Consider the following 25,310-nt stretch of genomic DNA (forward strand, 5'->3'; position numbering starts at 1 on the left):
AGTTGCCGCTCGCCGCCCCGGGCCTGACTACCGCTTGAGGTGGAAAACCGCTGTCACGGGCCGCTGTCACGGGCCGCTGTCACGGGCCGCCGGGCGTCATCCGACGCTGCGTAGGATCTGCTCGACGGCGGCGACCCGCTGGGTCAGCTCGGCGAGCTGGGCGTTCAGCTGCTCCTGGTTTCGCGCTGTCCGTTCGGTGGCGTCGCGGTACTCCGCCATCGCCGCCCGGTGAAGCCGGAAGCAGGAGATGGCACCCACCGTGACGCCGACGGTGATGATCAGGATGATCCCGAGCGGAAGGATGACTTCCTTCATGATTGGAACTCCTGCACGTCGTCGGGTCCTTCCTGTCCGTCCGCCCGGAGGGCGTCAAGGATCGTGTCCGCCGTCAGGTGCACGTCGAACGGCACCAGCTCGAAATACTTCATCGCCTTGCCGTCCGCCGCGAGTTCCAGTGCGCCGGTGACCAGCCCCGCCTTCTCCAGCCGCTCGAGATGCATGTAGAGCAGCGGCCGGGAGATGCCGAGCCGCCGGGCCAGCTCGCTGACGTGCACCCGGCCCGCGGCCAGCTCGGCGATGACCCGCAGGCGCAGCGGATGGCCAACCGCGGCGAGTATCGCGAGCAGTTCCTCACTGGTCAGAATCCCATCCACGACACCTTGACCTTCCACCTGTAATATGAGACTTACATATGGGGTCGTGGCCGTCAAATCACCGGCGCGTTGGAGGATCCCCGGTGCGTGATGTCCGGAACCTCTCCCGTCGGGCCCGGTGCCGCGGGGTCAGCCGGTGACCCGCCGGTGCAGCAGGTCGGCGAGCGTGGCGTGCAGCTCCTCCAGCGGGCGGTCCGGGTGCAGCGCCCGGCGCTCGATGGAGACGGTCACCACCATGCCGAACACGGCGGTCGCCGCGGTCTCGACGTCCAGGCCCTCCCGCACCAGGCCCTCGGCCACCGCCCGGCGCAGCACGCCGGCGTAGACGCCCAGCACCTGGTCGCGCAGCCTGGCCACCGCGTCCTGCCAGGCGGTGCGCCACATCTCGGCGAGCAGCACCCGGGCGAACGCGCCGTACTCCTCGAAGAACCGCAGCTGCGCCATGACCACGGCGTCCAGGGCGTCCAGCGCCGTGCCTCCGCCCGGCGCGGCGGGGCCGTCGGCGCCGTCCCGTCCGGTACGGCCGGCGTCGCGCTCCGGGACGGCGGGGCCAGGTCCGCCCGACGCGGCCTCGGCCAGCGCGGCGGCCAGGTGCCCGATGCCGTGGTCGAGCATCGCCGCGAAGAGCGCCTCCTTGCTGCCGAAGTTGTAGAACACGGTGCCCTTGGCCACCCCGGCGCGCTCGGCGATCGCCTCCACCGTGGCGGCGGAGTAGCCCTGTTCGGCGATCACCTCCACGGCCGCGGTGAACAGCTTCAGGCGGGTCTCGGCCCGGCGCCCGCCCGTCTTCGCCGTGGCCCTCGGCGGGGCCGGGGCCGGGGGCGGCGCGTCCTGCCGGGGGGCGGCTCCGGACCGGCTGATCTCCGTCATGAGCCAACCGTAGCCACAGGAACGGCCCCTGAAGGAGCCGTCACGCGGACGGAGCCGCGGTACGGCCGGGCCGCCGCGCCGGCGGCCGCGGAATCCGTACCGGAGGGGCCGGAGGGGCCGGAGGGGGAGGCCACGCCGGCGGTCACAGGGACAGCTCCGGGTGGAGGCGGCGCAGCGACCAGGTGCGGCTCTTGTGCACCGCGTGGATCGTCAGGGCGAGGCCCAGCGCGATGGTCAGGCCGAGCACCCCGCACGCCTGCCAGACCACGGTGAGGTCGCCGCCGCTGATCAGCCGGCGCAGCGCGCTGACCACCCAGCTCATCGGCAGCCACGGCGAGATCGTCTGGAAGAAGCCCGGTGAGGTCTCGATCGGGTACGTGCCGGCCGAGGAGGTGAGCTGCAGCATCAGCAGGGCCAGCACCACGACCCGGCCCGGCGGGCCGAGCAGCGCGTTGACCGCCTGCACGACCGCGAGGAACGCCGCCGCGGTGAGCAGCAGAATCCCGGCCACTCCGGCCCAGTGCGCGGCCTCCATGCCGAGCCCGAAGCGCAGCACCGCCAGCAGTACGCCCACCTGGGCCGCGCCCAGCACCAGGCCCGGCAGCCAGCCGCCCACCGCGATCCGCCACGCGGCGGCCGTGCCGGCGAGGAGGCGGGGGTTGAGCGGCCGCAGCACCATGTAGCTGACCATCGCGCCCACCCACAGGGCGAGCGGGACGAAGAACGGCGCGAAGCCGGTGCCGTAGTTGGGCACCTCGTTGAGGACCTGCTTGGCCACCCTGACCGGCTCGCTCATCATGTCGCTGCGGTCGGCGCGCTCGCCCTTGCCGTAGTCGGGGATCTCCTTGGCTCCGTCGCCGAGCTTGTCGCTCAGCTCGGCGGAGCCGTCGGTGAGCTCGCCGAGGCCGGTGGTGAGCTCCCCGGCGCCCCGGTGCAGGCGGCCGACGCCCCGGTCCACCTGGGTCGCGCCGTCGCTCAGTTTGACGATCCCGCCGCCGAGCTGGTTGAGCCCGTCGGACAGCTTCCCCGCGCCGTCGCCGAGCTTGGTCAGCCCCGCGGTGAGCTTGCCGTTCGCGGCCGTCGCGTCACCGAGGCCCTTGGAGACCTGCTGGGAGCCGTCGGCCAGTTTGCCGAGGCCCGTGTCCAGTTCGTTGAGCTGGTCGCGGAGCTGTCCGACCCGCTGCCCCGCGGTCGGCGCGAGCTCCGCCGTACGGGCCGCGATCTCGGAGATCCGCTGGGCGTTCTGCCGGAGCCGGTCCGCCGCGCCGCTCGTGTCGCCGCCGCCGGAGGACCCCTCCAGCCCGCCGGACACCTGCTGGACGGCCTCGGTCAGCCGGTCGGCGATGGCCCGCAGCGAGGGGTCGGCGTCGGGGTTGGACTCCACCCAGCTCTGCAGCTGCTGGGCCTGCCGGCGGGCCTGCTCGGCGCCCTGGGTGAGGCCGCCGGGCAGTGATTTCAGTGAGTCCGCACCGCCGGCGACCCGGTCGGCGCCCTCCTCGACGGCCTGAGCCAGCGTGCGCAGCCGCGAGCCGTTCTCCTCCAGCACCGGGATGACCTCGTCGGCCACCGCGTCGACCTTCGACACCTGGGCGTGGACCTGCCGGTAGACCTTCGCGTTGCCGTCGGCGACCTGCTTGGCGCCGCCTGCGAGCTTGGTCAGGCCCTGGCCCAGCTCGCGCGAGCCGCTCTCCGCCTGGCCCAGGCCGGTGGACAGCTCGCCGGCCCCGGCGGCCAGTTTGCCGGTGGCGGTGTCGGCGCTGTTCAGGCCCACGGCGAGCTGGTGCGTGCCGTTCTTGGCCTGGCCGAGACCGTCGTTCAGGGAGGACGCGCCCTCGCCCGCCTTCGCCGAGCCGTCGCGTAGCTTGTCCGCGCCGTTCGCGGCCTTGGCGGTGGCGTCGTGCAGCTCCCCGAAGGAGACGAAGACGTTGTTCCAGTAGTCCTTGAGCGCGGTACGGCTCGCCGCCTCCCTGACCTCGGCGAACACCGCGTCGGAGATGGTGCCCATGATGTAGCTGCGGCCGGTGTCCACCCGCACGCCCAGCTCGGCGGGGGTGGGCGTGCCGTTCTTGTCGGACGGCGAGGCGAGGTGGGAACTGAAGTCGGCGGGGACGGTCAGCGACAGGTAGAAGCTGCCGTCGTTGACGCCGTCGGCGGCCTCGCGGGCGCTGACCCGGTGCCACTCGAAGACCTTCCGGTCGCGCAGTTCGTCGGCCAGCTCGCGGCCCGCGTCGATCGTCTTGCCGTCGGCCTTGGCGGGCCGGTCCTCCATGACGAGGGCGACCGGGATGTTCTCCAGGTGGCCCTGCGGGTCCCAGAACGACCACAGGTACAGCCCCGCGTACAGCAGCGGCAGCATCACCACGCCGGCCAGCGCCGAGCGGGTCAGCCGCGAGCGGGTGAACCGCCGCAGTTCCAGCCGTCCCGGTCCCAGCGCCCTCATCGGTCCTCTCCCTCGTGTCCCTCGTGTTCCTCACGTGCCTCGTGTCCGCCGTCCCCGCCGTCCCCGCCGTCCCCGCCCGGTACGGCTCCCGCCCCGCGCGCGGCGGCCTTCGGTGCCGCGGCCCGGGAGGGCAGGTGCACCGAAGGCACCGGGGCGTCCTCGACGCAGGAGGCGACGACGGTCAGGCCCAGGCCGGCCAGGTCCGACAGCGTCCTCCAGATCGCCTCCCGCCGGTCCGCGGTGACGCCGACGTCGATGTTGTCGGCCACCAGCAGCCCGGGTTCGTCGAGCAGCGCGAGGGCGATGCCGAGGCGGATCCGCTGCTCCCGCTCCAGATCGCGGACCAGGGTCCGGTCGCCGGGCGGAAGGTCCAGCCCGGCCAGCTCCAGGGCCCGCGTGGCGCGCGCCTCCTGCCGGCCGCGCCGGAGGAGGCCGGGGGACCGCTCGTGCAGGTGCTCGCCGACCGACAGCGCCTTCTCCAGGTCGTTCACCCCGTCCACCAGGCCGAGCGCGGCGACCCGCCGGATCGCCTTCGGCGCGGTGTGCCCGGCGACCGAAAGCGTGCCCTCGGTGGGTTTCATCCGCCCGGCCAGGGTGAGGAGAAGGCTCGTCCGCCCGCTGCCGGCCTGGCCGGTGACCGCCGTGACGCAGCCCGGCCCGGCGTGGAGGGCGACGTCGCGGTAGGCCCAGCCGTGGTCGCCCTTCAGCGACAGGCCCGCCGCGCGCACCTCGGCTCCTCGGAACACCGCGCTCCTCCGTTCTTTAAACTGACCAGTCAGTATAAAAACTATCACGCAAAAGAGCCCTGCCCGACGGCGGGCAGGGCTCTTACCGGCCGGTCCTCCGCGGGGCGGCCCCGGACCCGCCGGGACACCGGGCGGTCCCGGTCCCCGGCGGACCCGTTCCGGTCCCGGGCGGCGGGCCTCAGGCCGTCGCGGCGCCGTACCGCTGCAGGAAGAGCGCCTCGGCCAGGATGTTGCGGCGGAGCTCGGCGAGGTCCACGCGCTCGTTGGGCGCGTGGATCGAGGCGTCGTCGTCCTCGGCGCCGAACAGCAGGATCGAGGCCGCCGGGAACTGCTTGGCCAGCGTGGAGACCAGCGGGATCGAGCCGCCCGTGCCGACGTCGCGCGGCGGACGGCCGTAGGCGCGCTCCATCGCGTCGTTCAGCGCGGTGCGGGCCGCGCCGCCGGAGTCGGCGAGGAAGCCGGAACCGGCGACGTAGTCGCTGAAGCTCACCTTGACGCCCCAGGGGGCGACCTGGTTGAGGAAGTCGACCACGGACTCGACGGCCGTCCTCGGGTCGGCGGCCGGGGGGACCCGCACGGTCACCCGGGCGCGCGCGACCGGCTGGACCGCGTTGATGGCCCCGGCGACGGTCGGCACGTCCAGGCCGGTGACCGTGATGGCGTAGGAGGCCCACAGCCGGTCGGCCAGCGACCCCGAGCCGACCAGCGAGACGCCGTCGAGCACGCCCGCGCCCTTGCGGAACTCCTCCTCCGAGGGACCCGCCCCCAGGAAGACGCCGCGCGGCAGGCCGGGGACGCGGATGTCGCCGTTGTCGTCGTGCAGGGCGGCAAGCATGCGGATCAGCGCGGCGAGGGCGTCCGGGGCGGCGCCGCCGAACGTGCCGCTGTGCAGCGACTCGCTCAGGGTGCGCACCTCGACGGTGAACGCGCCCATCCCGCGCAGGGAGGTGGTCACCGCCGGGTCGTCGACGTGCGGGTTGCCGGTGTCGGCGACGATGATCGCGTCGGCGCGGAGCAGTTCGGGGTTGCGCTCGACGAACGCCTCCAGGCGCTCCCCGGCGTACTCCTCCTGACCCTCGATGATGATCTTGACGCCGACCGGGAAGCGGCCCTGGAAGACGCGGAGGGCGGCCACGTGGGAGATGACGCCCGACTTGTCGTCGGCGGCGCCGCGGCCATAGAGGGCGCCGTCGATCTCCGTCGGCTCGAAGGCCGGGGTGCGCCACAGCAGCGGGTCCCCGGCGGGCTGGACGTCGTAGTGGGCGTAGAGCAGGACGGTCGGCGCGCCGGGGGGCGCCGGGGCCTCGGCGTAGACGGCGGGGAAGCTGCCGTCCACCGGGATCTGGCGGACGTGCGGCAGCCCCGCGCTGCGCAGCAGCTCCTCGGTGGCGGCGGCCGCCGCGTGCACCGGCTCCTCCGGGTGGCCGGGGAAGGCCACCGAGGGGATGGCGACGAGCCGCTTGAGGTCTTCGACCGCCTGGGGCAGGCCGGCGGCGACGGCGCCCTCGATCTCGTCAGGAGTCACGAACTTTACCCCGCATCTCAATATCTGGTCGTTTCCGTTGCGGCGCGGCCGGTGGGGTGGGCCGCTCCAACGTCCGATTCCAGCACATCCCGCCTCCGACCTGCGGCCCGAGGGCCGCGCGCCGCCCGTTCCGCCCCATTATCGACTCGCGGATTCCGTTGCTTGGGCGTGGTATGGCAACGGATTTCGACGCGATCATACGGCGACACCACGTTTTCACTTGTCAATGTCCGTATTTGCCGGGCACACTGGTTGGCAGCCCAGCACAGCGAGGGAAGATGGCAATGACGCACCCCGAAAACACCGACGTGGCTTCGATCATGCAGGCCGCCCAGGACAACCTCTGGATGCACTTCACCCGGCACGGCGCCTACCAGGACTCCGAGGTGCCGATGATCGTCCGTGGTGAGGGCTCGTACATCTACGACGTCCACGGCAAGCGCTACCTCGACGGTCTCGCCGGGCTGTTCGTGGTCCAGGCCGGGCACGGCCGCAGCGAGCTGGCCGAGGCCGCCGCCAAGCAGGCCCAGGAGCTCGCGTTCTTCCCCCTGTGGTCCTACGCCCACCCCAAGGCGGCCGAGCTCGCCCAGCGCCTGGCCGAGCAGACCCCCGGCGACCTCAACCGGGTCTTCTTCACCACCGGCGGCGGCGAGGCCGTCGAGACCGCCTGGAAGCTCGCCAAGCAGTACTTCAAGGTGACCGGCCGCCCCCTCAAGCACAAGGTCATCAGCCGCCAGATCGCCTACCACGGCACCCCGCAGGGCGCCCTGTCGATCACCGGCATCCCCGCCTTCAAGCAGATGTTCGAGCCGCTGGTCCCGGGCTCGGTGCGGGTGCCGAACACCAACCACTACCGCGCCGACGAGATCACCGGCGTGCCCGGCATGACCCCCGAGCAGTACGGCTACTGGGCCGCCGAGCGCGTGGCCCGCGCCATCGAGATGGAGGGCCCCGACACCGTGGCCGCCGTCTTCGTCGAGCCGGTGCAGAACGCCGGCGGCTGCTTCCCGCCGCCCCCCGGATACTTCCAGCGCCTGCGCGAGATCTGCGACGAGTACGACGTCCTGCTGGTCTCCGACGAGGTCATCTGCGCCTTCGGCCGTCTCGGCACCATGTTCGGCGGGCAGAAGTTCGACTACGTCCCCGACATCATCACCTGCGCCAAGGGCCTGACCAGCGGTTACTCCCCGATCGGCGCAATGATCGCCTCTGAGCGCCTGTTCGAGCCGTTCAAGAGCGGCACCGAGATGTTCGCCCACGGCTACACCTTCGGCGGCCACCCCGTCTCCTCCGCCGTCGCCCTGGCCAACCTCGACCTGTTCGAGCGCGAGGACCTCCTGGGCCACGTCACCCGCAACGAGCCGGTCTTCCGCGCCACCCTGGAGCGCCTGCTCGACCTGCCCATCGTCGGGGACGTCCGCGGCTCCGGATACTTCTGGGGCATCGAGCTCGTCAAGGACAGGACCACCAAGCAGACCTTCGACGCCGACGAGTCCGAGCGCCTGCTCCGCGGCTTCCTGTCCAAGGCCCTCTTCGACGCCGGGCTGTACTGCCGCGCCGACGACCGGGGCGACCCGGTCATCCAGCTCGCCCCGCCGCTCATCTGCGGTCCCAAGGAGTTCGACGAGATCGAGTCGATTCTGCGCTCCGTGCTGACGGAGGCGTGGAGCCTGCTCTAGCCGCGCCGCGTGCCGCGCGCCGTACGTCCCCGTACCGGCGCGCGGCGCTACCCTGCCCCTTCATCCCCCTCTTCTCCGGCGTCTCGTTGGAACCGAAGGGAACCACAATGAAGATCGGCGTGCCCGCTGAGGTCAAGAACCACGAATACCGTGTCGCCGCGACCCCGGCGGGCGTGCACGAGCTCGTCCGCCACGGCCACGAGGTGTACGTCCAGCGCGGCGCCGGCCTCGGCTCGCACCTCCCCGACGAGGACTACCTCTTCGCCGGAGCCAAGATCCTCGACACCGCCGACGAGGTCTGGGGCGAGGCCGAGATGATCCTCAAGGTCAAGGAGCCGGTCGCGGAGGAGTACCACCGCATGCGCGAGGGACAGGTGCTCTTCACCTACCTGCACCTCGCCGCCGGCCGCGAGTGCGCCGACGCCCTGCTGGAGCGGAAGGTCACCGGCATCGCGTACGAGACCGTGCAGGCCGGCGACACCCTGCCGCTGCTCGCCCCGATGTCGGAGGTCGCCGGCCGCCTCGCCCCGCAGGTGGGCGCCTACAACCTCATGCGCTCCAACGGCGGCCGCGGCATCCTGCCCGGCGGCGTGCCCGGCGTGGCCCCGGCCAAGGTCGTCGTCATCGGCGGCGGCGTCTCCGGTCTCAACGCGGCGCAGATCGCCGTCGGCATGGGCGCGGACGTCACGGTCCTCGACCTCAACATCGACCGCCTGCGCCACATCGACGCCGTCTACCGGGGCCGCCTGAAGACCCTCGTCTCGAACTCCTACGCCATCGAGCGGGAGGTCCTCGCGGCCGACCTGGTCATCGGCGCGGTGCTGATCCCCGGCGCCAAGACCCCGACCCTCGTCTCCAACGAGCTGGTCTCCCGCATGAAACCCGGCTCCGTGCTCGTCGACATCGCCATCGACCAGGGCGGCTGCTTCGAGGACTCCCGGCCGACCACGCACGCCGAGCCGACCTACCGGGTGCACGACTCGGTCTTCTACTGCGTGGCCAACATGCCCGGATCGGTGGCCAACACCTCCACCTACGCGCTGACCAACGCGACCCTGCCGTACGCGGTCAAGCTGGCCGGCCTGGGCTGGAAGTCGGCCCTGCGGCAGGACCCCGCCCTCGCCCCGGGCCTCAACACCCACGACGGACGGCTCACCAACGACCAGGTGGCACTCGCCCTCGACCTGCCGTACACGCGGGTCTCCGAGGTCGTCGCCGCCTGATCCCGATCCCGTACGGCCCGCTTCCCGCGCTCCTGCCGCGCGGGGCGGGCCGTACGGCTGTCCGGGGCGGGCCGTACGGCCACGCGGGTCGGCGTCAGAGCGGCCAGGCCGACCGGAGGTCGCGGGCGACCGCCAGGACCCGCTCGACCTCCCCGGGGGTCGGCCACGGGGCGCTGCCCGGGCGCAGCAGCGTGTCCCGCACCGAGGCCAGATACGCGAGCGCGTCCCGCGGGACGTCGCTCCGCCCGGCCAGCCAGGCCAGCGCGCCGGCGCGGTCGCGCGGCGGCCGGGTCACCAGATCCCAGGTGCCCAGGATCTCGGTCAGGTCGGCCACCTTCAGCGGGGTGCCGCCCCGCCGCGCCACGGCGGCGGCCGTCAGCTCGGCGCGGGCCACCAGCTCCGGCGAGGCGGGACGGTCCCAGAACGGCGGGAGCACGACCGCCGGCCGCCGCGGGCCCGCTCCGGGATCCTCCGCCGCGTGGCGTCCGCCCTCGTCCCGACGTCCCGCCCGGGACGCCGGGCCCTCGCCGTGACGTCCCGCCCGGGACGCCCCGGCCTCGCCATGACGTCCCGCCTCCGCCGTCGGCGAGGCCAGCTCGGCGGCGGCGCCGCGGTGTCCGGCCCGCGCCGCCTCCCGGAACCAGCGCCGCCCGCCCCGCACGTCGCCGCGCTCGGCGATCAGCAGCAGGCCGAAGGTGAAGGCCGCCTCCGGGTCGCCCCCGGCCGCGGCCCGGCCCAGCCAGTGGCCGGCCGTCCGCGGATCGCCCAGCTCCACGCACACGAACCCGGCCATCCGCTGGTCGTCGATCCGCCCGGCGCGGGCGGCCCGCTCGAACCAGGCGCGGGCGGTGCGCAGGTCGCCGCGGGACAGCGCGATCCCGCCGAGCTGGGACGCGGCCCCGGGATGCTCGCTCTTGGCCGCGAGCCGGTAGAACGCCTCGGCCCCCTCGGGGTCGCGGTCGGCCCGCAGGAACAGCCCCAGGTGGTAGGCGGCGTCGGCGTGGCCGCCCCGGGCCGCCAGCTCCCACCAGCGCAGCGTCTCGTCGTCCTCGCCGCGGGTGTAGGCGATGAACCCCAGGTCGTGGGCCGAGGCCAGGTCGCCCGCCACCGCCGCCCTGCGGTGCCACTCCCCGGCGGCCCTCGTCTCCCCGGCGTCCTCGCAGATCAGCGCCAGGCGCCGGGCCGCCGACCGGCACCCGCCGCGCGCCGCCGCCTCGAACCAGCGCCGCGCGCCGGGCACGTCGCCGCGCTGCTCCAGCAGGAGTCTCGCCAGACCGGCCGCCGCCTCCGCGTCACCGGCGTCCGCCGCCAGCTCGTACCACCGCGCGGCGTCGTCGGGGCTGCCGTGCGTCTCGTGCCAGAGGCCCAGGTTGTAGGCGCTGTCCATGTTCCCCCCGGTGGCCGCCCGCTCCCACCAGTGGCGCGCCGCCGCCCGGTCGCCGCGCCGGGCGCAGTGCCGGCCCAGCAGGTGCGCGGCCCGCGTGTCGCCGCCGTGCGCGGCCGATCGCAGCGCCGTCTCCTCATCCGGGTCGAGAGCCGGATCGAGAGCCGGGCCGGGACCCGGGTCGAGAGCCGGATCAGGCCCCGGACCGGGACCCGGCCCGGGGCCGGTGCCGTGCCGGGCGCCGCGGGGAGGCGGCACCGCCGTACTCCGGGGGGCCGCCTGGGTCGAAACCGTCTCCGGACCATCGGGCCACCACCCCATGCCACCCTCCTCGTCAGGACATCCGACAGATTGCCATGTGACCGAGTGGGCACGGAGTGTAATTGAAATTTTCCCCGGGCAGGACGAAAGATGACCTCCCTTTGCGAGGGCGGCCGGTGCGCCGTCGCGCCTTTCATCTCCCGGGCCGCCCGTGCCGGATCGTCCGACGAACACGGAGAGTGATCGAATGCGGTTCGGTTCGGTCAGGTCCAGCCGGGCCTGACCAGGCCGGTCTCGTAGGCGAGGACGACGAGCTGGGCGCGGTCGCGGGCGTGCAGCTTGACCATGGCGCGGCTGACATGGGTCTTGGCGGTGGCGGGACTCATGAACAGCTTGGCGGCGATCTCGTCGTTGGTCATGCCGGTGCCGACGAGGGAGAGCACCTCGCGCTCACGGTCGGTGAGCAGGGCGAGCTCGCGGGCCGGGTGGGGCTGCTTGGCGCGGCTGGCGTACTCGGCGATCAGGCGGCGGGTCACGCCGGGGGAGAGCAGCGCGTCGCCGGCGGCCACGACGCGGACCGCCTGGATCAGCTCGGCCGGCTCGGTGTCCTTGACCAGGAAGCCACTGGCGCCGCCCCGCAGGGCCTCGAAGACGTACTCGTCCAGCTCGAAGGTCGTCAAGATGATGATCTTCGGGCCGGGAGGCATCCGGCGGGTGGCGGTCAGGCCGTCCATGCCCGGCATGCGGATGTCCATCAGCACCACGTCGGGGTCGTGCTCGGCGGCCAGCCGCAGGGCCTGCTCCCCGTCGGCGGCCTCGGCCACCACGGTCATCCCTGGCTGGGCGTCGAGCAGGGCGCGGAACCCGGCCCGGACCAGCGCCTGGTCGTCGGCGATGACGATCTTTATCATGCGGTCTCCTGGTGGATCATGCGGTCTCCCCGGCGGATCGCGCGCCTTCCCCGGGGGACGGCGTGCTCTCCTCGGGGATCGGAAGCCGCGCCTCGACGCGGAAGCCCCGTCCGTGCGGCCCGGCGGTCAGCGCGCCGCCGAGGGCCGCGGCCCGCTCCCGCATGCCGGGGATGCCGTTGCCGCCGCCCAGGCCGCTGCCCGGCCCGCCCGCGGGGGCGTCGCCGCCGGTGTCGGTCACCCGCACCACCAGCTCGCGCGGGCCGTACTCCAGCCGGACGGCGACGGAGGCGCCGGGAGCGTGCCGGGTGACGTTGGTGAGGGCTTCCTGGACGATGCGGTAGCCGGCCCGGTCGACGCCCGGCGGCAGGTCCCTCACCGTGCCCGTGACCTCGGTGACGACCGGCAGGCCGCTGCGTCCGGCCAGCTCCTCCAGCCGGTCCAGCCCGGCGGTGGGGGAGCGGGGGGCGCCGTCGCGCAGCACGCCGAGGACCGAGCGCATCTCGGTCAGCACGTCCTTGGAGGCGTGTTTGATCGTGGTGAGCGCGGTGCGGGCCTGCTCGGGGTGGTCGTCGATGAGGTGCAGCGCGGTGGACGCCTGCACGTGGATCAGGGAGATGTTGTGCGCGAGCACGTCGTGCAGCTCCTGGGCCATGGTCAGCCGCTCCTCGCTGGCCTGCCGCCGGGCCTCCTCCTGCGTCACCCGCTCGTGCTCGGCGAGCCGCTCCCGCCGGGCGCGGACGAACTCGCCCGTCGCGAGGACCGTCCCCATGGCGGCGGCGATGGCCAGGACGTGCCACAGGCCCGGGCTGGGGACGGGGGCCAGCCAGGTGGTGTAGACGACGAAGAACACGTAGGTCACCGTCGAGGAGATCCAGGCGGCGCGCCGGTGGCCCAGGGTGACGGCGATGTACAGGGCGACGGCCGGGCTGAAGAAGATGGGCCCGTAGGCGTGGCCGCGGAGGATGAAGACCCAGGTGGCGGCGATGTTGACGGCCAGCGTGACGGCCGGGTGGCGGCGCCGTACGGCCAGGGCCGCCGGCCCGGCGACCAGCAGCGCGTTGCCGAGGAGGTCGACCGGAAGGCGGTCGGGCTGGTTCCACTGCGCGCCCTGGGTCGTCACGACCTGCAGGGCCGCCATGAGCAGGGGGAGCAGCGGGTCTATCCATCGGGTTCCGGCGCGCACGCCCGAACTTTACGCCCGCCCGCCGCCGGGTTCGTCCGCCCGGCGGGGCAGGGCCGGCTACGCCGTCCGCGGTAGCCGGAGGCGGAACGGCGGTGGTCTCCGGGAGGCCGGACGACGGGCCGGGAGCCGGCGGCGGCCGTTCCGATTCGATCGGCGCCGGGCGGGAAGGGGCCGGTGGCGGCCGCGCGGGTTCGATCGGCGGCGGGCGGGAATCCGGCCGATGAGAGACGAGGGGCTGACATGACGAGCGAACCGCGAAAGGCTGGGGCGAGCTGACTGTGGGAGGCCAAATGATGCATCGCCGTCTCGCCCTGCCCCTCGCCGTGGTCCTGGCCGGGGGATCCGTTCTTTTCACCCAGCCCGCGCTCGCCTCGCCGGCGGGCCACCCGATGTCACCCGGACACCCGGCGGCGTCCGGCCACCGGATGGAGAAGAAAGCCGTCGCCGAGGGATACGGCGGAGCGGTCGCGACCGTCGACCTGGACGCCAGCCGGGCCGCGCTGGACGTGCTGCGCCGCGGGGGCAACGCCGTGGACGCGGCGGTCGCGGCGGCCGCCACGCTGGGGGTGACCGAGCCGTTCTCGGCGGGCCTGGCCGGGGGCGGGTTCATCGTCTACTACGACGCTCGGCACGGGAAGGTCCACACGATCGACGGCCGGGAGACCGCGCCGAAGGCGATGACCGCCTCCTCCCTGGAGGGCATCCCGTTCGACGAGGCCGTCACCAGCGGACTGTCGGCCGGGGTGCCGGGCAGCGTGGCCCAGTGGGAGCTGGCCCTGCGCCGCTTCGGCACCGTCTCGCTCCGGCAGGCGCTCCAGCCCGCCATCGAGGTCGCCTCCCGGGGCTTCACCGTCGACCAGACCTTCCACGACCAGGTCGCCGCCAACGCCGCCCGTTTCGCGGACTTCACCTCCACCGCCCGGCTGTACCTCCCGGGCGGCGCACCGCCGCGGGTCGGCTCCACCTTCCGCAACCCCGAGCTGGCCGCCACCTACCGCACCCTCGGCAGGGAGGGCGGCGACTGGCTGTACCGCGGGCGGCTCGGCGCGGAGATCGTGGCCACCGTGAAGAGACCCCCGGTCACCCCCGGGTCCACCCGGAACGTGCGGCCCGGCCTGATGGAGCCGTCCGACCTGGCGGCCTACCGGGCGCTCGAACGGCCGCCCACGAAGGTCACCTACCGCGGCATGGACGTGTACGGCATGGCGCCGCCGTCCTCGGGCGGCTCGACGGTGGGTGAGGCGCTCAACATCCTGGAGGCCCTGCCGGACGCAGGCCTGCACGAGTACCTGGAGGCGTCCCGGCTCGCCTTCGCCGACCGCAACAAGTACGTCGGCGACGTCCCGGGTGTGCCGCTGGAGCAGCTGCTGTCCGACGGCTTCGCCAAGGAGCGCGCCTGCCTGGTCGGCGACCGGGCGATGGCCAACCCGGCCCCCGCCGGCAGCCCCGACGGCTCCTACGAGCCGTGCCGTCCCGCCACCCCGGCCGGCGAGGCCGCCGAGGAGGCCCCGCAGGGGCCGGAGACGACCCACATGGTCATCACCGACAGGTGGGGCGGCGTGGTCGCCTACAACATCACCATCGAGTCCACCGGGGGCAACGGCATCGTCGTCCCGGGCCGGGGCTTCCTGCTCAACAACGAGCTGACCGACTTCACCTTCGGTCCCGCGGCCGGCGACCCCAACCTCCCCGGCCCCGGCAAGCGCCCGCGCTCGTCGATGGCGCCGACCATCGTCCTGAAGGACGGCAAGCCGCTGCTCGCCGTGGGCTCCCCGGGCGGCGCGACGATCATCACCACCGTCCTGCAGATCCTCGTCAACCGCTGGGAACTCGGCATGACGATGCCGGAGGCGCTGGCCGCGCCGCGCGCCAGCCAGCGCAACACCGCCCAGACCCAGGCCGAGCCCGCGTTCATCGAGCGCCACGGCGCCGAGCTGACGGCCAGGGGGCACGTTTTCGCGCCGACCCCCGAGATCGGCGCGGCCACGGCCGTGGAGTTCCTGCGTGATGGCAGGCTCCAGGCGGTCGCCGAGCCCGTACGGCGAGGCGGCGGCAGCGCCCTGGTGCTGCGCGAACGCCGCTAGCGGGCCGTTCGGGTCCTGCCCGTGGGTCCCCGCCGCGACGGGGACCCACGGGCAGGGGTGGCTCCGCGCGGCGCCGCCGCTTCCACGGCCGGACCGTCTCCGCCCCGGGCACCGGTACGGCGGGCGGCGCGTATCGGCGCGACCGCTCGCGGACGGGGAGAAGCGACCGTCCGCGGACAGGGAAAAGCGCCGGGGAACCCCACCGGCGCCGCTGCTTCGTTCGCGTGTCCCGTCCGGGTCGCGGGCCGCCCGGCCCGCGAACAGTGCGTGTCAGAGCATGAGGTAGGCGACCACGGCGATGATGACCAGCACCGCGACCGCTATCGCGATCGGCACGGCCGGCGACTTCTTCTGGGAGGCCGCCTCCGGCTCCGCCCCCTGGGCGAAAGCGCGGAACTGCTGGGTGTTGCCGGCCGGGTCAATCTGCGGATCAGACATGGGATGACTTTAGCGATATCGCGGGTTCTTCCACCACCGCTCATGCCATTTTCACGAAGAGCACGGGCGCTTCCCTGACGCTTCCCCGATGCTTCTCCAGTGCTTCCTCGGTGATTCTCCGGTGCCTCCCGGCCGCCCGGCGTGACCGGTGCCCGGCGCTCCCGGAGCGACCCGGGTGACCCGCGTGACACGGGACACCCATGAGTCGCGACACTGGGGACGGGACCGCCGATCCGGGCGGATAGCGTGGTGTCATGCTCCGCATCCTGTTCTCGCCCCGCGCGCTGGTGCTCCACCTGCTCGCGGTCGGGGCCCTCATCGCGTGCGCGCTGCTCGGCCGGTGGCAGCTCGGCGTCTTCGAGGACTCCGGGAAGCCCCGCGCGGCGCGTGACCCCGCCCCGGTGGCCGTGCAGACCCTCGCCCGGCAGGGAAGCCACCTGACGAGCGACGCGGTCAGCCGCCGGGTGACGGCGCAGGGGACGTTCGAGCGGTCCAGGCAGCTCCTGGTGGCCGAACGCGACGGCGGCCTGTGGCTGCTCGCCCCGCTCGACCTCGGGGACGGCACCGTGATCCCCGTCGTGCGCGGGTGGGTGCCCCGGGCCGACGACCCGGCCGTCGCCGCGGTGCCGGAGGGGACGGTGACCGTGACCGGGCGGCTGCAGCCCTCGGAGCCCACCGACAGCGTGCCGCGCAGGGCACGGGCGCTTCCGGCGGGGCAGGTGCTGACCGTGTCGTCGCCCGAGCTGATCAACCTGTGGCCGGGCGTCGGTCTGCGCGACGGGTTCGTGGTCGCCGCCGCCCAGTCGCCCGCCCCGGCCGTCGCGGCCAAGCCGGTGAGCGTGCCCCCGCCGACCGAGCCGGGCGGGCTCACCTGGCGCAACCTCGCCTACGCCGCCCAGTGGTGGATCTTCGGGTTGTTCGCCGTCTTCATGTGGTGGCACTTCCTGCGCGACATGGTCCGCAGCCGTTCCGGGGACCGGGACTCCGGCGCCGAACCGGCCACCGCCTGAGCCGCATATCGTTGCAGTGCCGACAACTCACAGACCGAGGTAGATGACCGTGGAATCCGCCCTCAAGCCCTTTCGCGTCCTGGCCTACATCGTCGGGACCATGCTGCTCGTCCTGTGCACATGCATCGTGCTGCGGTACGGGTTCGACGTCGCGGGGCCGTCGAAGGTCGTCTCGCCGATCCACGGCTTCCTCTACATGCTCTACCTCGTCGCCACGATGAACCTCGGGATGAAGGCCCGCTGGTCGTGGCCGTACGTCGTGGGCGTGATGCTCGCGGGCACGGTCCCGTTCCTGTCGTTCGTGTTCGAGCGCCGGGTCACCCGCCGCGTGGAGACCGAACTCGCCACGGCGCCCACGGCCGCCTGAGCACCCGGTCCCCGGGGCCCAGACGGCCGCCCGGGGACCGTCAGCGGCCGATGCCGCGCCTGCGGGCGCGGCGGAGCCGCGCGCGCTGGGACGGGTCGAGCATGAGATAGCCGACCACCGGGGCGGCGACGACGCCCAGAATGATCAACCAGGTGACCACGCTCGGCAGGGGCAGGATCAGGGCGAGCACGATCACCGCGGCGGCCCCGATGGCGTACTTCTGGACGGGCGACATCCTCAACATCCTCCGAACGCGGAGCCGGCGCCCCGCCTTTGGTCCATTCTGCGTCGCCCGTCCAACGAGCGGGCCCGTCCCCCGGGTTCCAGGCGAGATATATCTTGTCCGCCCGCGAACTCCGGGTACGGCTCAGCGCGCCCGGGACAGGGCTTCCAGGACCCACCGGGTCGCCCGCAGCGCCCCCGAGCGGGTGCGGTCGCCGGGGTCCTCGGCGCCTCCGTCGCGCTGGTACTGGACCGCGACCACGAGGTTGGCCGCGCGGAAGACCACGCCGCTGTTGTAGGTGATCCCGTTGGTGGTGGCGAAGGTGTACGCCTCCGCCGCGATGCCGGGCTGCGCGGCCGCGGGCCTGACCTGACGCAGCGGGAGGCCGGTCGAGGTCCTGTCCCGTTTCCCCTCGGAGGCCATGAAGCGCGCGTGGTCCGCGTGGGCCCTCTCGTCCGTCGGGTAGCGCAGGACCTCGACGGTGAGCGTGTACTGGAGGTTCCCCGGCAGGCTGCGGTCCTCGGTGTACCAGTCGCACTCGGTCTTTCTCACGGGCCGCGGCTCGGCGGCCAGGGTCAGCTCGGCCGCCTGCTCCTTGGTGATCAGCGAGCAGGGGTCGGGGGCGGTGGCGAAGGAGGTGGGCAGCGTGATCGGTGGGGCGGCCGGGCCTGAGGCGCGGGGCCAGAGCCAGAACGCGGCGCCGGCCAGGAGCGCGACGGCCGCCACCGCGGCCGTGACGAGGTGCCTGCGCCGGGACGCGGGAGGGGCGGGGGCGATCCGCTCCAGCGTGAGGCGGACCGAGGTGGCGTCGGGGCGGTGCGCCGGGTCGGCCGCCAGCAGCCCCTCCACCAGCGGCGCGAGCGGGCCGTGCGTCACCGTCCCGGTGGTGGGATCGGGGTCGGCCAGGGGAATGCCGTTCACCAGCGGCGGGAGGGAGCCCGTGGCCGGGGCCCGGCCCTCCAGGGCGGTGAACAGGGTGGCCCCCAGGTCCCGCAGGTCGTCGGCGGACACGGGACCGGCCACGCCGGTCAGCACGACCCGGCCGTCCGCGCCGAGCAGCACGGTGTCGGGGGTGGCGGCCAGGCGGACGCCCCTGCCGTGGGCGGCGGTCAGCGCGTCCAGCACCCGCAGGCCCACATCGGCCGCCCGCTCGGGGGCGAGCGGCCCCTCGGCGCGTACGGTCTGCAGCAGCGAGCGGCCGTCGATCGACTCCAGCACCAGCCACATCCGGTCCGGGGCGGAGATCACGTCGTGCAGGGTGACCACGCCGGGGTGGCGCAGGTCGGCGGCGGCCCGTACCTGGCCGAGGAGCCAGTCCCGGTGCGGGCCCGGCGGCGGGAGCCGTACCTCCGAGACGGTGACGTCGCGGTGGAGCACCTCGTCGCGGGCGCGCCAGGCGGTTCCGGTGCGGTCGCGACGCTCCAGCAGGCGGTAGCGCCCGGCCAGCAGGTTGCTGGGCGCGCGGGTCGGCTCAGTCACGGCTGTTCAGCTCCTCGGCGATCCGCCGCGCGGCGGTGAGCGCGTTCCCGCGCAGTGCGGTGTCGGGCCGCTTTCCCTTCCGCGACACGTCCACCTCGACCAGCACGTTGCTGACCCGGAAGCGGACCGTCGAGTAGACGCGGTCGAGGGAGGTCAGGTCGAAGGCGAACGCCTCGGCGCCGATCCGGCCCGCGTCGCGCAGCGGGCCGACCGAGCCGACGAGGCCCGTTCCGGCGTCGGCGGCGGTCTTGGTGCGGTCGGCGGCGAAGAACGCCCGTGCCGTCTCCGGCGCGGTCTTCCCCGGCGAGGGCCTGTGGTGGGTGACGGTGACGCGGACCTGCGGAGCGCCCGGTCCGCCGTCCCAGGTGCAGGAGGGGCCGTGGCCGTCCATGGCGTCCATCGGGAGCGGCTTGCCGGTCGGGCCCATCGCCCGGACCTGGGCGGGGGTCAGCAGGGAGCAGGGGGCGGGGGCGGTGGCGAACCGCCCTGCGCGCGGGTCGGGCCCGGTGGGGGCGGGCTTCACGGGGTCGTCCGAGGAGGTCAGCACCACGGTTCCGGCCACCGCGGCGGCCATCACCGCCAGCCCCGCCCCCACGAGGAGGCCGGTGCGGCCCTGCCTCGCCGTCGGGGCCGGCCCCGCCTGGTCCTCGGGGAGGAGCGGCCCGGCGGGCAGCCCCCGGGCCACCCGCTGCAGGGCCGCGCGCAGGGCGGCCTCCCCGGGCCGCCGCCGGGGATCCTTGTCCAGTACGGCGAGCAGCACCGGGGCCAGCTCGCCCGCCCGCGCGGGGACCGGGGTCTCCTCGGTGAGCACCGCGCCGAGGGTGGCGGCGGAGGCGCCCCGGTGGAACGGCCCGCGCCCCTCGACGGCGGTGTAGAGGGCCGCGCCCAGCGACCACAGGTCGGCCGCGGGGCCGTCGCCGGTGCCGCGCAGCCGTTCCGGGGCGATGTAGCCGGGGGAGCCGACGAGCGCGTCGGGGGAGGTGAGCTGGACGTCGCCCTCCAGCGTGGCGATGCCGAAGTCGGTCAGCAGCACCCCGCCGTCGTCGGCCAGCATGATGTTGGCCGGCTTCACGTCGCGGTGCATGATGCCCCGGCTGTGCGCGAGGGCCAGCGCGTCCAGCACGGCCGCCCCGATGGCGGCGGCCCGCCGCGGGTCGATCGGCCCGGAGGCGCGGACCACCTGCTGCAGGGACCGGCCCCGGATGAGGTCCATCACGATCCACGGCCGGCCGTCCTGGGAGATGACGTCGTGCACGGTCACGATGGACGGATGGCCCAGCCGGGCGGCGGCCCTGGCCTCGCGCAGGGTGCGCTCGCGCATCTCGGCGCGCTGCGCCTCCGGCAGCCCGGGACCGAGCTTGACCTCCTTGATCGCCACCTCGCGGTGCAGCAGCTCGTCCCGGGCGCGCCAGACCACGCCCATCCCGCCCGCGCCGAGGCGGTCGATCGCCCGGTAGCGGCCCGCGAGGACGGGAAGGCCCGGATCAGCCATTGGTCCTGAGGGACTCGACGACCCAGCGGGCGGCCTTCTGCGCCCCCGCGGCGAGTCTGCCCTCGGCGTCCTTCTCGACGCCGCCCTGCTCGTACTCGACCTCGCCGATCAGGTTGCTGACCCGGAAGACCACGCTCACCTTGTACGACCCGCCGTAAATGTTGATCTTGTTGTACTTGCCGGTGGTGAACGCCTCCTCGCCGATGCCCTTCAGGTCGCCGGGCGGGGCGGGCTTGGGGGTGGCGAACTCGGCGTCCCTGACGAAGTCCTTCTTCTTGCCCGCGAGGTACTCCTTGGCCCGCTGCACGCCGGAGTCGCTCTGCTTCATGGCGACCAGCCGCACCTGCAGGTCGTACCTCTGCGTGCTCGGCTTGCGCCAGTCCTGCTGGTTGAGCCAGTCGCAGACGCCGGGCTCGACCTCCGAGCTGCGGAAGCCCGGAACCAGCTCCCCGGCCTGCTTCTCGTCGAGCATGCTGCAGGCGCGGGGCGGGGCGGCGTACCGGCCCCCGGGCCCGGCGGAGGCGGACGCGACCGGCTCGTCCGCGGCGGGGTCGCCGGGAGCCGAGGCGAGCAGGTAGCCGATGACGGCCGCCATGCCGACGACCAGGACGCCGGTCAGCGCCACGATCGGCTTGGGAACCAGCACCCCGGACCTGCCCCGGGCGTACTCGGTCGGGCCGGTCGGACCCTCCTGACGCCGGGAGCGGGACGCCCGCCCGGACCCGGACGCCGCCTCCGGCGTCCCCGGACCCTGGACCGCCTCGTGCGGGGCGGGCACGCCGGGAGCGGCCGTCACCGGCGCCGGTCCCATACCGGTGACGGCCGGGCGCGGCGCGGTCGCCTCGGGGTTGGCGGCGGGGTCGTCGTCCGGCGGGTCCGCGACCGCGTTCCCCTGGCCCGCCTGCTCCCGGGCCGGCGCCGCCGGTCCGGAACCGGCGGGAAGCGCGGGCGGCGGGCCCGCCGGGGGCCCCTGGGCGTCCCGCCGCGCCGTACCGGGGGCCGGCGGGGGAACCTGGGCCGGGGCGGGCGGCTGGAACGGCGTCGCCGGAGCCGTGCCGGTCAGGGAGATCTCCAGCAGGGCGTTGCGCAGAGTCCCCGGGTCGGGCCGCCGCCCCGGGTCCCCGGACAGCAGGTGGGACAGGATCGGCCCGAGCGGGCCGGCGTTGTCCAGCGACCCGCCGGGGGCCGGCGGACGGCCCTCGACGGCGGTGTAGACGGTCGCGCCGAGCGACCACAGGTCGGCGGCCGGGCCCGTCACCCCCTCGGGGGCGGTGAAGGTCGGCGACCGGAAGGTCGGCCCGAGGAGGGTGACCCGGTCGTTCGGGCCGAGCAGCACCGAGCCCGGCCGCACGTCGCCGTGGAGCGTCCCCCGGCCGTGCACGGCGACGATCTGGTCCAGTACGGCCAGGCCGACCGCCGCGGCCTGGCGCGGCGCCATCGGCCCGCCCCGCGCGACCGCGTGCTCCAGCGAGATCTGCTCACCCGGGGACTGCTCCAGTACGGCGGGCAGCGCCGCCCCGGCGGCGGGCTCCGCCTCTGGGGTGGCGTGCCTGCGGCCGCGCCTGCCCTGGGGCCGGGTGACGTCTGGGTCGTTCATCCGCTCGCCTTCTGCTTGTTCAGCGCGTTCGCGATCCAGGTGGCGGCGGTGTGGGCGCCGGCCTGGATCGCCGGGGCGTCCTTGCCGCCGTCCACCACCGCGTATCCGACATCCAGCACCAGGTTGTCGACGCGGAAGACCACGTGGCTCTGCTCCAGGCGGCCGGTCTTCCGGTTCTCGTAGTAGTCGTAGCCGAACGCCTCGTCCCCGACCGGCTTCACCGGCAGCGGGCCGGTGGTGCGGGTGGACCGGGGGGCGGCCTTGATCTCCGACCAGCTCCAGAGGATCGTCCCGGTCGGCACGGTGCCGTTGCGCTGGTTCACCAGCAGTTCGTGGGCCTGCCGGGGGCTCTTGCCCCACGGCTTGTCCTGGCCGCTGCTGAGAGGGTCGATCCGCAGGCCGGCCCCGGGGACCGCCCACGCGCAGCCGCCGGTGTTGAGCGCCACCCCCTTGGCGTTCGACGCCGGCAGGAGTTTCCTGAGGTCGGCCGCGGCGATCTGCTTGCACAGGTCCACGGGTACGGCGAAGGCGCCCGGCTTCTCGCTCAGCCGGACCGGTTTCACCGGGGCCGCGGAGGCGTCGGTGAGGTGGGCCACGCCCATGGTCGCCCCGATGACGGCCGCGACCGCCGCCACCTCGGCGGCCGCCCACAGCGCGACCCGGACTCCGGGACGATCCGCCCCGCGCGCGGCGGGGACGGGGGCCTGGGCGGACTGCGGCCCCTGCCCGTGCCGGGGGAAGGCATCCCGCTCCGGGGCCGGGGAAACGGACGGGGCGGGGGACGGGACGGGGGGCACGGCGGCCGGACGGCCGGCGGCGAACTCGCGCAGGGCCTGGGCGACCGCGTCGAAGGACGGCCGGTCCTCGGGCCGGGAGGCGAGCATGCCGAGCAGCAGCGGGCCCAGGGCGCCGGCCCGCTCGGGCGGCCGGGGAGGCTCGGTCAGCACACGGCTGATCGCCGAGACGGGGGTGTCCGCCGGGTGCGGCGGCAGGCCCTCGACGGCGAAGTAGAGCGTGGCGCCCAGGGACCACAGGTCCGAGGCGGGCCCGCCCCGCTCACCGCGCAGCCGTTCCGGGGCGATGTAGTTGGGCGAGCCGACCAGGCGGCCGGTCTGCGCCGCGGTGGCCTCGTCCTCGACGACGGCGATGCCGAAGTCGGTCAGCACGGCCCGGCCGGTCCTGGTGAGGAAGACGTTGCCGGGCTTGACGTCCCGGTGCACCACCCCGGCGGCGTGCGCGGCGATGAGCGCGCCCGCGACGCTCACGCCGATCCGGGCGGCCTGGCGCACCGGCAGCGGACGCCCGTCGCGGACCGTCTGCTCCAGCGACGCGCCGGACAGCAGCTCCATGACGAGCCACGGCCGGTCCTGCTCGACGATCACGTCGTGGACGGTGACGATGGACGGGTGCTTGATCCTGGCCGCCAGGTTGGCCTCGCGCAGTGCCGCGTCGCACAGCTCCTGCCGCCGGGCGGGGTCGAGGTCGGGCGGCAGCCGTACTTCCTTGACCGCCACGTCACGGCCGAGCATCTCGTCGGCGGCAAGCCAGACGGTGCCCATCCCGCCCTCGGCGAGCGGGTTGAGCAGGCGGTAGCGGCCCGCTAACAGTCGAGTGTCGATCCCGTTCACCCCGTTCACTGTCCCATCGAGCACAGAAACATAGCCACTTAGGGCGATATGGACCAACGAACAAGGATCTTTCGCATCACCGAAATACCGTTGAACGGAACGGGCGACGGGAATGCCGGCCGGATGAGCCGGTTGATAGCCCGGCGGTCCCCCGATACTCTTGCGGCCTCGCCGGCCGAGGTTCGGCTGGCGACGCGACAGAAGACAGGAGGTGAGGAGCCGATGTCCACCCTCGTCACGCGCTCCCGCCTCAGGCGACAGGACGCCTGAGTCCCGGGAGAGCGCACCGCTTTTTCGGAGAAAACGTGTCTGACCTGATTTTCCGCCCGCTCACCGCGGACGGCCTCCACCTTTTCCACGCCTACGGCCCGCTGCCCGCCTCCGGTGTCGGCGCGCGCCACGCCCCCTTCGAGGAGCTGGGCTACGACCGGCCCGACTGGCTCTGGGTCGCGCTGCGCGACGACCGGGTGGTGGCCCGCGCCGCCTTCTGGGGCCCGCCCGGCGCGGAGCACCCGTTCAGCCTCGACTGGTTCGACCCGGGCACCGGCCCCGACCGCGTCGAGGTGGGCGCGGCCCTGCTGCGGGCCGCCTACGCCGCGCTCGTCACGCCGGACTACTCCTCGCCCGCCGGGGACCGTCCCGACTTCCACCTGTTCCTGCCCGCCGACTGGCACGACCGCCCCGACGCCGTCGCCGACGTCACCGACCGGGTCGAGGCGGCCGAGCGGGCCGGGCTGCGCCACTCCGTGGAGCGGCTCAACCTGCGCTGGATCCCCGAGTACGGCCTGCCGCCCCGCTCCACCCGGCTCACCTTCACCCCGGCCGACGACGACGAGGCCGTCCTCGACGTGCTCACCCGGATCGCCGAGGGCAGCCTCGACGCCTGGGACCGCCGCCGTCTCGCCGAGCAGGGGCCGCGGAAGACCGCGGAGGCGACCCTGGAGGACATCGCGGACTTCCCCGGCGGGCGTCACCGCTGGCGGCTGGCGCACGACGCCGCGGGCGACGTGGTGGGCATCACGATGCCCACCCGCAACGCCACCACCGCCACGATCGGCTACATCGGGGTGGACCCCGCGTACCGGGGCCGCCGCTACATCGACGACCTCGTCGCCGAGACGTTGCACATCTTCACCGCCGAGGGCGAGCCCCAGGTCAGGGACAGCACCGACGTGGGCAACGCGCCCATGGCGGCGTCGTTCGCCCGGATCGGCTACCGGATCACCGGCCGCCGGATGATCATGATCTGACCGCCGGGTCTTCGCGGCTCGTCCCCGCCGGGGCGGGCCGGGAGACGACGGGCCGGAGGACACCGCGCCCCGGCCACCCGCACCCGCGCCCTCCCGGCGCGGGTGCGCGAAACCTTCACAATTATCCGCGGATCGTCTGCACCGCCCCGGTCTACGCTCCGCCTATGGCAACCCCTCAGCAACGACGCGTCCTCCTGGTGGAGGACGACGAGACGATCGCGCGGGCCGTACGGCACCGGCTGACCGCGGAGGGCTTCGACGTGCGGGCCGTCGGGGACGGCGAGGCGGCGCTGGCGGCGTACGCGAGGTCGCGGCCCGACGTGGTGGTGCTCGACCGGCTGCTGCCCGGCCTCGACGGTCTGGAGGTGTGCCGGCGGATGCAGGCGGCCCGGCCGGTGCCCGTGCTCATGCTCACCGCGCTGGCCGAGGAGACGGACCTGCTCGTGGGGCTCGGCGTCGGGGCCGACGACTACATGACCAAGCCGTTCAGCATGCGCGAGCTGGTGGCCCGGGTGCACGCGCTGCTGCGGCGGGTGGAGCGGGCCTCCCAGCTCGCCGGGCCGGACACGGTGATCCGGGTCGGCGACGTCGAGATCGACGTCGCCGAGCGGCGGGTCTACACCCGGGGCGCCGAGGCGCAGCTCACCCGGACCGAGTTCGACCTGCTGTGCCGCATGGCGGAGCGGCCCGGCCAGGTTTTCGAGCGGGAACGGCTGCTCTCCGACATCTGGGGTTTCTCCGAGGCCGCCGCCACCCGCACGGTCGACAGCCACGTGCGGGCGCTGCGCCGCAAGCTGGGGCCCGGCGTCGTGCGGACCGTCCACGGCGTCGGCTACGCCCTCGTCCGCCCCTGATCACGGGATGTGC

22 protein-coding genes are annotated in these 25,310 nt (G+C 74.2%); 7 read left to right on the forward strand and 15 right to left on the reverse strand.

The features are described 5' to 3' along the window. Window positions 1-96: 96 nt before the first annotated feature. From IEZ10_RS07875 to IEZ10_RS07900, 6 genes are all read right to left on the reverse strand, one after another. On the reverse strand, window positions 97-315 hold the full coding sequence (locus IEZ10_RS07875; RefSeq protein WP_229811057.1) for a hypothetical protein: 219 nt from the start codon (window positions 313-315) through the stop codon (window positions 97-99). Beyond that, window positions 312-653: an ArsR/SmtB family transcription factor gene (locus tag IEZ10_RS07880; protein ID WP_229811058.1), complete on the reverse strand. Its 342-nt coding sequence runs from the start codon at window positions 651-653 to the stop codon at window positions 312-314. The genes IEZ10_RS07875 and IEZ10_RS07880 overlap by 4 nt, the downstream gene beginning before the upstream one ends. A 129-nt stretch (window positions 654-782) precedes the next feature. Next, window positions 783-1,523 (reverse strand): TetR/AcrR family transcriptional regulator, encoded by a 741-nt coding sequence (locus IEZ10_RS07885; protein ID WP_189245829.1) that lies wholly within the window; start codon window positions 1,521-1,523, stop codon window positions 783-785. Window positions 1,524-1,665: 142 nt separating this feature from the next. Beyond that, window positions 1,666-3,963 (reverse strand): YhgE/Pip domain-containing protein, encoded by a 2,298-nt coding sequence (locus IEZ10_RS07890; protein ID WP_189245830.1) that lies wholly within the window; start codon window positions 3,961-3,963, stop codon window positions 1,666-1,668. After that, a complete protein-coding gene (locus IEZ10_RS07895; protein ID WP_189245831.1) occupies window positions 3,960-4,709 on the reverse strand; it encodes an ATP-binding cassette domain-containing protein in 750 nt (249 codons plus the stop codon). Before IEZ10_RS07895 ends, IEZ10_RS07890 begins: the two co-directional genes overlap by 4 nt. Window positions 4,710-4,887: 178 nt before the next feature. After that, complete coding sequence (locus tag IEZ10_RS07900) at window positions 4,888-6,234, reverse strand: M20/M25/M40 family metallo-hydrolase (protein WP_189245832.1); 1,347 nt, start codon at window positions 6,232-6,234, stop codon at window positions 4,888-4,890. 284 nt (window positions 6,235-6,518) lie between these two features. On the opposite strand from IEZ10_RS07900, the gene IEZ10_RS07905 reads away from it, so the two are divergent. Both IEZ10_RS07905 and ald read left to right on the forward strand, forming a co-directional pair. Next, window positions 6,519-7,913, forward strand: coding sequence for an aspartate aminotransferase family protein (locus IEZ10_RS07905; protein ID WP_189245833.1), 1,395 nt, complete (start codon window positions 6,519-6,521; stop codon window positions 7,911-7,913). A gap of 107 nt (window positions 7,914-8,020) precedes the next feature. After that, a complete protein-coding gene (gene ald / locus IEZ10_RS07910) occupies window positions 8,021-9,136 on the forward strand; it encodes an alanine dehydrogenase (protein ID WP_189245834.1) in 1,116 nt (371 codons plus the stop codon). Between the two features lie 94 nt (window positions 9,137-9,230). On the opposite strand, the gene IEZ10_RS07915 is transcribed toward ald, so the two are convergent. The 3 genes from IEZ10_RS07915 to IEZ10_RS07925 all read right to left on the reverse strand — a co-directional run bounded on the left by IEZ10_RS07915 (window position 9,231) and on the right by IEZ10_RS07925 (window position 12,875). Next, window positions 9,231-10,778, reverse strand: coding sequence for a tetratricopeptide repeat protein (locus IEZ10_RS07915; protein WP_189245835.1), 1,548 nt, complete (start codon window positions 10,776-10,778; stop codon window positions 9,231-9,233). A 266-nt stretch (window positions 10,779-11,044) separates the two neighbouring features. Then, window positions 11,045-11,692 (reverse strand): response regulator transcription factor, encoded by a 648-nt coding sequence (locus IEZ10_RS07920; protein ID WP_189245836.1) that lies wholly within the window; start codon window positions 11,690-11,692, stop codon window positions 11,045-11,047. A 16-nt stretch (window positions 11,693-11,708) separates the two neighbouring features. Next, window positions 11,709-12,875: an ATP-binding protein gene (locus IEZ10_RS07925; protein WP_189245837.1), complete on the reverse strand. Its 1,167-nt coding sequence runs from the start codon at window positions 12,873-12,875 to the stop codon at window positions 11,709-11,711. A 290-nt stretch (window positions 12,876-13,165) separates the two neighbouring features. On the opposite strand from IEZ10_RS07925, the gene IEZ10_RS07930 reads away from it, so the two are divergent. Further along, window positions 13,166-14,959 (forward strand): gamma-glutamyltransferase family protein, encoded by a 1,794-nt coding sequence (locus tag IEZ10_RS07930; protein ID WP_189245838.1) that lies wholly within the window; start codon window positions 13,166-13,168, stop codon window positions 14,957-14,959. A 270-nt stretch (window positions 14,960-15,229) separates the two neighbouring features. Here IEZ10_RS07930 and IEZ10_RS07935 read toward each other — a convergent pair whose 3' ends face one another. Then, a complete protein-coding gene (locus tag IEZ10_RS07935; RefSeq protein ID WP_189245839.1) occupies window positions 15,230-15,397 on the reverse strand; it encodes a hypothetical protein in 168 nt (55 codons plus the stop codon). A gap of 254 nt (window positions 15,398-15,651) precedes the next feature. Here IEZ10_RS07935 and IEZ10_RS07940 point away from each other — a divergent pair, with 254 nt between their 5' ends. Next, window positions 15,652-16,407 carry an SURF1 family protein gene (locus IEZ10_RS07940; RefSeq protein ID WP_189245840.1) on the forward strand — a complete coding sequence of 252 codons (756 nt, stop codon included), beginning with the start codon at window positions 15,652-15,654 and terminating at the stop codon, window positions 16,405-16,407. A gap of 43 nt (window positions 16,408-16,450) precedes the next feature. After that, on the forward strand, window positions 16,451-16,774 hold the full coding sequence (locus IEZ10_RS07945) for a DUF3817 domain-containing protein (RefSeq protein WP_229811059.1): 324 nt from the start codon (window positions 16,451-16,453) through the stop codon (window positions 16,772-16,774). 40 nt (window positions 16,775-16,814) lie between these two features. Here IEZ10_RS07945 and IEZ10_RS07950 read toward each other — a convergent pair whose 3' ends face one another. The 5 genes from IEZ10_RS07950 to IEZ10_RS07970 all read right to left on the reverse strand — a co-directional run bounded on the left by IEZ10_RS07950 (window position 16,815) and on the right by IEZ10_RS07970 (window position 23,193). Then, the gene (locus IEZ10_RS07950) at window positions 16,815-17,009 is read right to left on the reverse strand and encodes a tail-anchor membrane protein (protein WP_179819333.1); all 195 of its coding nucleotides are present in this window, start codon (window positions 17,007-17,009) and stop codon (window positions 16,815-16,817) included. A gap of 132 nt (window positions 17,010-17,141) precedes the next feature. After that, the gene (locus tag IEZ10_RS07955; protein ID WP_189245841.1) at window positions 17,142-18,476 is read right to left on the reverse strand and encodes a serine/threonine-protein kinase; all 1,335 of its coding nucleotides are present in this window, start codon (window positions 18,474-18,476) and stop codon (window positions 17,142-17,144) included. Then, complete coding sequence (locus IEZ10_RS07960; protein WP_189245842.1) at window positions 18,469-19,968, reverse strand: serine/threonine-protein kinase; 1,500 nt, start codon at window positions 19,966-19,968, stop codon at window positions 18,469-18,471. The genes IEZ10_RS07955 and IEZ10_RS07960 overlap by 8 nt, the downstream gene beginning before the upstream one ends. Next, entirely contained in the window at window positions 19,961-21,565 is a 1,605-nt protein-coding gene (locus tag IEZ10_RS07965; RefSeq protein WP_189245843.1) for a serine/threonine-protein kinase, read from the reverse strand. The genes IEZ10_RS07960 and IEZ10_RS07965 overlap by 8 nt, the downstream gene beginning before the upstream one ends. Further along, window positions 21,562-23,193 (reverse strand): serine/threonine-protein kinase, encoded by a 1,632-nt coding sequence (locus IEZ10_RS07970; RefSeq protein ID WP_189245844.1) that lies wholly within the window; start codon window positions 23,191-23,193, stop codon window positions 21,562-21,564. Before IEZ10_RS07970 ends, IEZ10_RS07965 begins: the two co-directional genes overlap by 4 nt. Window positions 23,194-23,498: 305 nt before the next feature. Between IEZ10_RS07970 and IEZ10_RS07975 the strand changes: the two genes are divergently transcribed. Both IEZ10_RS07975 and IEZ10_RS07980 read left to right on the forward strand, forming a co-directional pair. Continuing rightward, window positions 23,499-24,443 (forward strand): GNAT family N-acetyltransferase, encoded by a 945-nt coding sequence (locus IEZ10_RS07975; protein WP_189245845.1) that lies wholly within the window; start codon window positions 23,499-23,501, stop codon window positions 24,441-24,443. Window positions 24,444-24,607: 164 nt separating this feature from the next. Next, window positions 24,608-25,297, forward strand: coding sequence for a response regulator transcription factor (locus tag IEZ10_RS07980; protein WP_189245846.1), 690 nt, complete (start codon window positions 24,608-24,610; stop codon window positions 25,295-25,297). Window positions 25,298-25,310: the final 13 nt, after the last annotated feature.

It is taken from the genome of Streptosporangium pseudovulgare, from assembly GCF_014648055.1.
In the GTDB taxonomy this organism is placed as follows: domain Bacteria; phylum Actinomycetota; class Actinomycetes; order Streptosporangiales; family Streptosporangiaceae; genus Streptosporangium; species Streptosporangium pseudovulgare.

Coding starts and splice junctions, on each gene's coding strand:
- IEZ10_RS07875 (WP_229811057.1), bottom strand. CDS start 315: ATGAAGGAAGTCATCCTTCCGCTCGGGATCATCCTGATCATCACCGTC.
- IEZ10_RS07885 (WP_189245829.1), bottom strand. CDS start 1,523: ATGACGGAGATCAGCCGGTCCGGAGCCGCCCCCCGGCAGGACGCGCCG.
- IEZ10_RS07890 (WP_189245830.1), bottom strand. CDS start 3,963: ATGAGGGCGCTGGGACCGGGACGGCTGGAACTGCGGCGGTTCACCCGC.
- IEZ10_RS07905 (WP_189245833.1), top strand. CDS start 6,519: ATGACGCACCCCGAAAACACCGACGTGGCTTCGATCATGCAGGCCGCC.
- ald (WP_189245834.1), top strand. CDS start 8,021: ATGAAGATCGGCGTGCCCGCTGAGGTCAAGAACCACGAATACCGTGTC.
- IEZ10_RS07920 (WP_189245836.1), bottom strand. CDS start 11,692: ATGATAAAGATCGTCATCGCCGACGACCAGGCGCTGGTCCGGGCCGGG.
- IEZ10_RS07930 (WP_189245838.1), top strand. CDS start 13,166: ATGATGCATCGCCGTCTCGCCCTGCCCCTCGCCGTGGTCCTGGCCGGG.
- IEZ10_RS07935 (WP_189245839.1), bottom strand. CDS start 15,397: ATGTCTGATCCGCAGATTGACCCGGCCGGCAACACCCAGCAGTTCCGC.
- IEZ10_RS07940 (WP_189245840.1), top strand. CDS start 15,652: ATGCTCCGCATCCTGTTCTCGCCCCGCGCGCTGGTGCTCCACCTGCTC.
- IEZ10_RS07945 (WP_229811059.1), top strand. CDS start 16,451: ATGACCGTGGAATCCGCCCTCAAGCCCTTTCGCGTCCTGGCCTACATC.
- IEZ10_RS07950 (WP_179819333.1), bottom strand. CDS start 17,009: ATGTCGCCCGTCCAGAAGTACGCCATCGGGGCCGCCGCGGTGATCGTG.
- IEZ10_RS07960 (WP_189245842.1), bottom strand. CDS start 19,968: ATGGCTGATCCGGGCCTTCCCGTCCTCGCGGGCCGCTACCGGGCGATC.
- IEZ10_RS07965 (WP_189245843.1), bottom strand. CDS start 21,565: ATGAACGACCCAGACGTCACCCGGCCCCAGGGCAGGCGCGGCCGCAGG.
- IEZ10_RS07980 (WP_189245846.1), top strand. CDS start 24,608: ATGGCAACCCCTCAGCAACGACGCGTCCTCCTGGTGGAGGACGACGAG.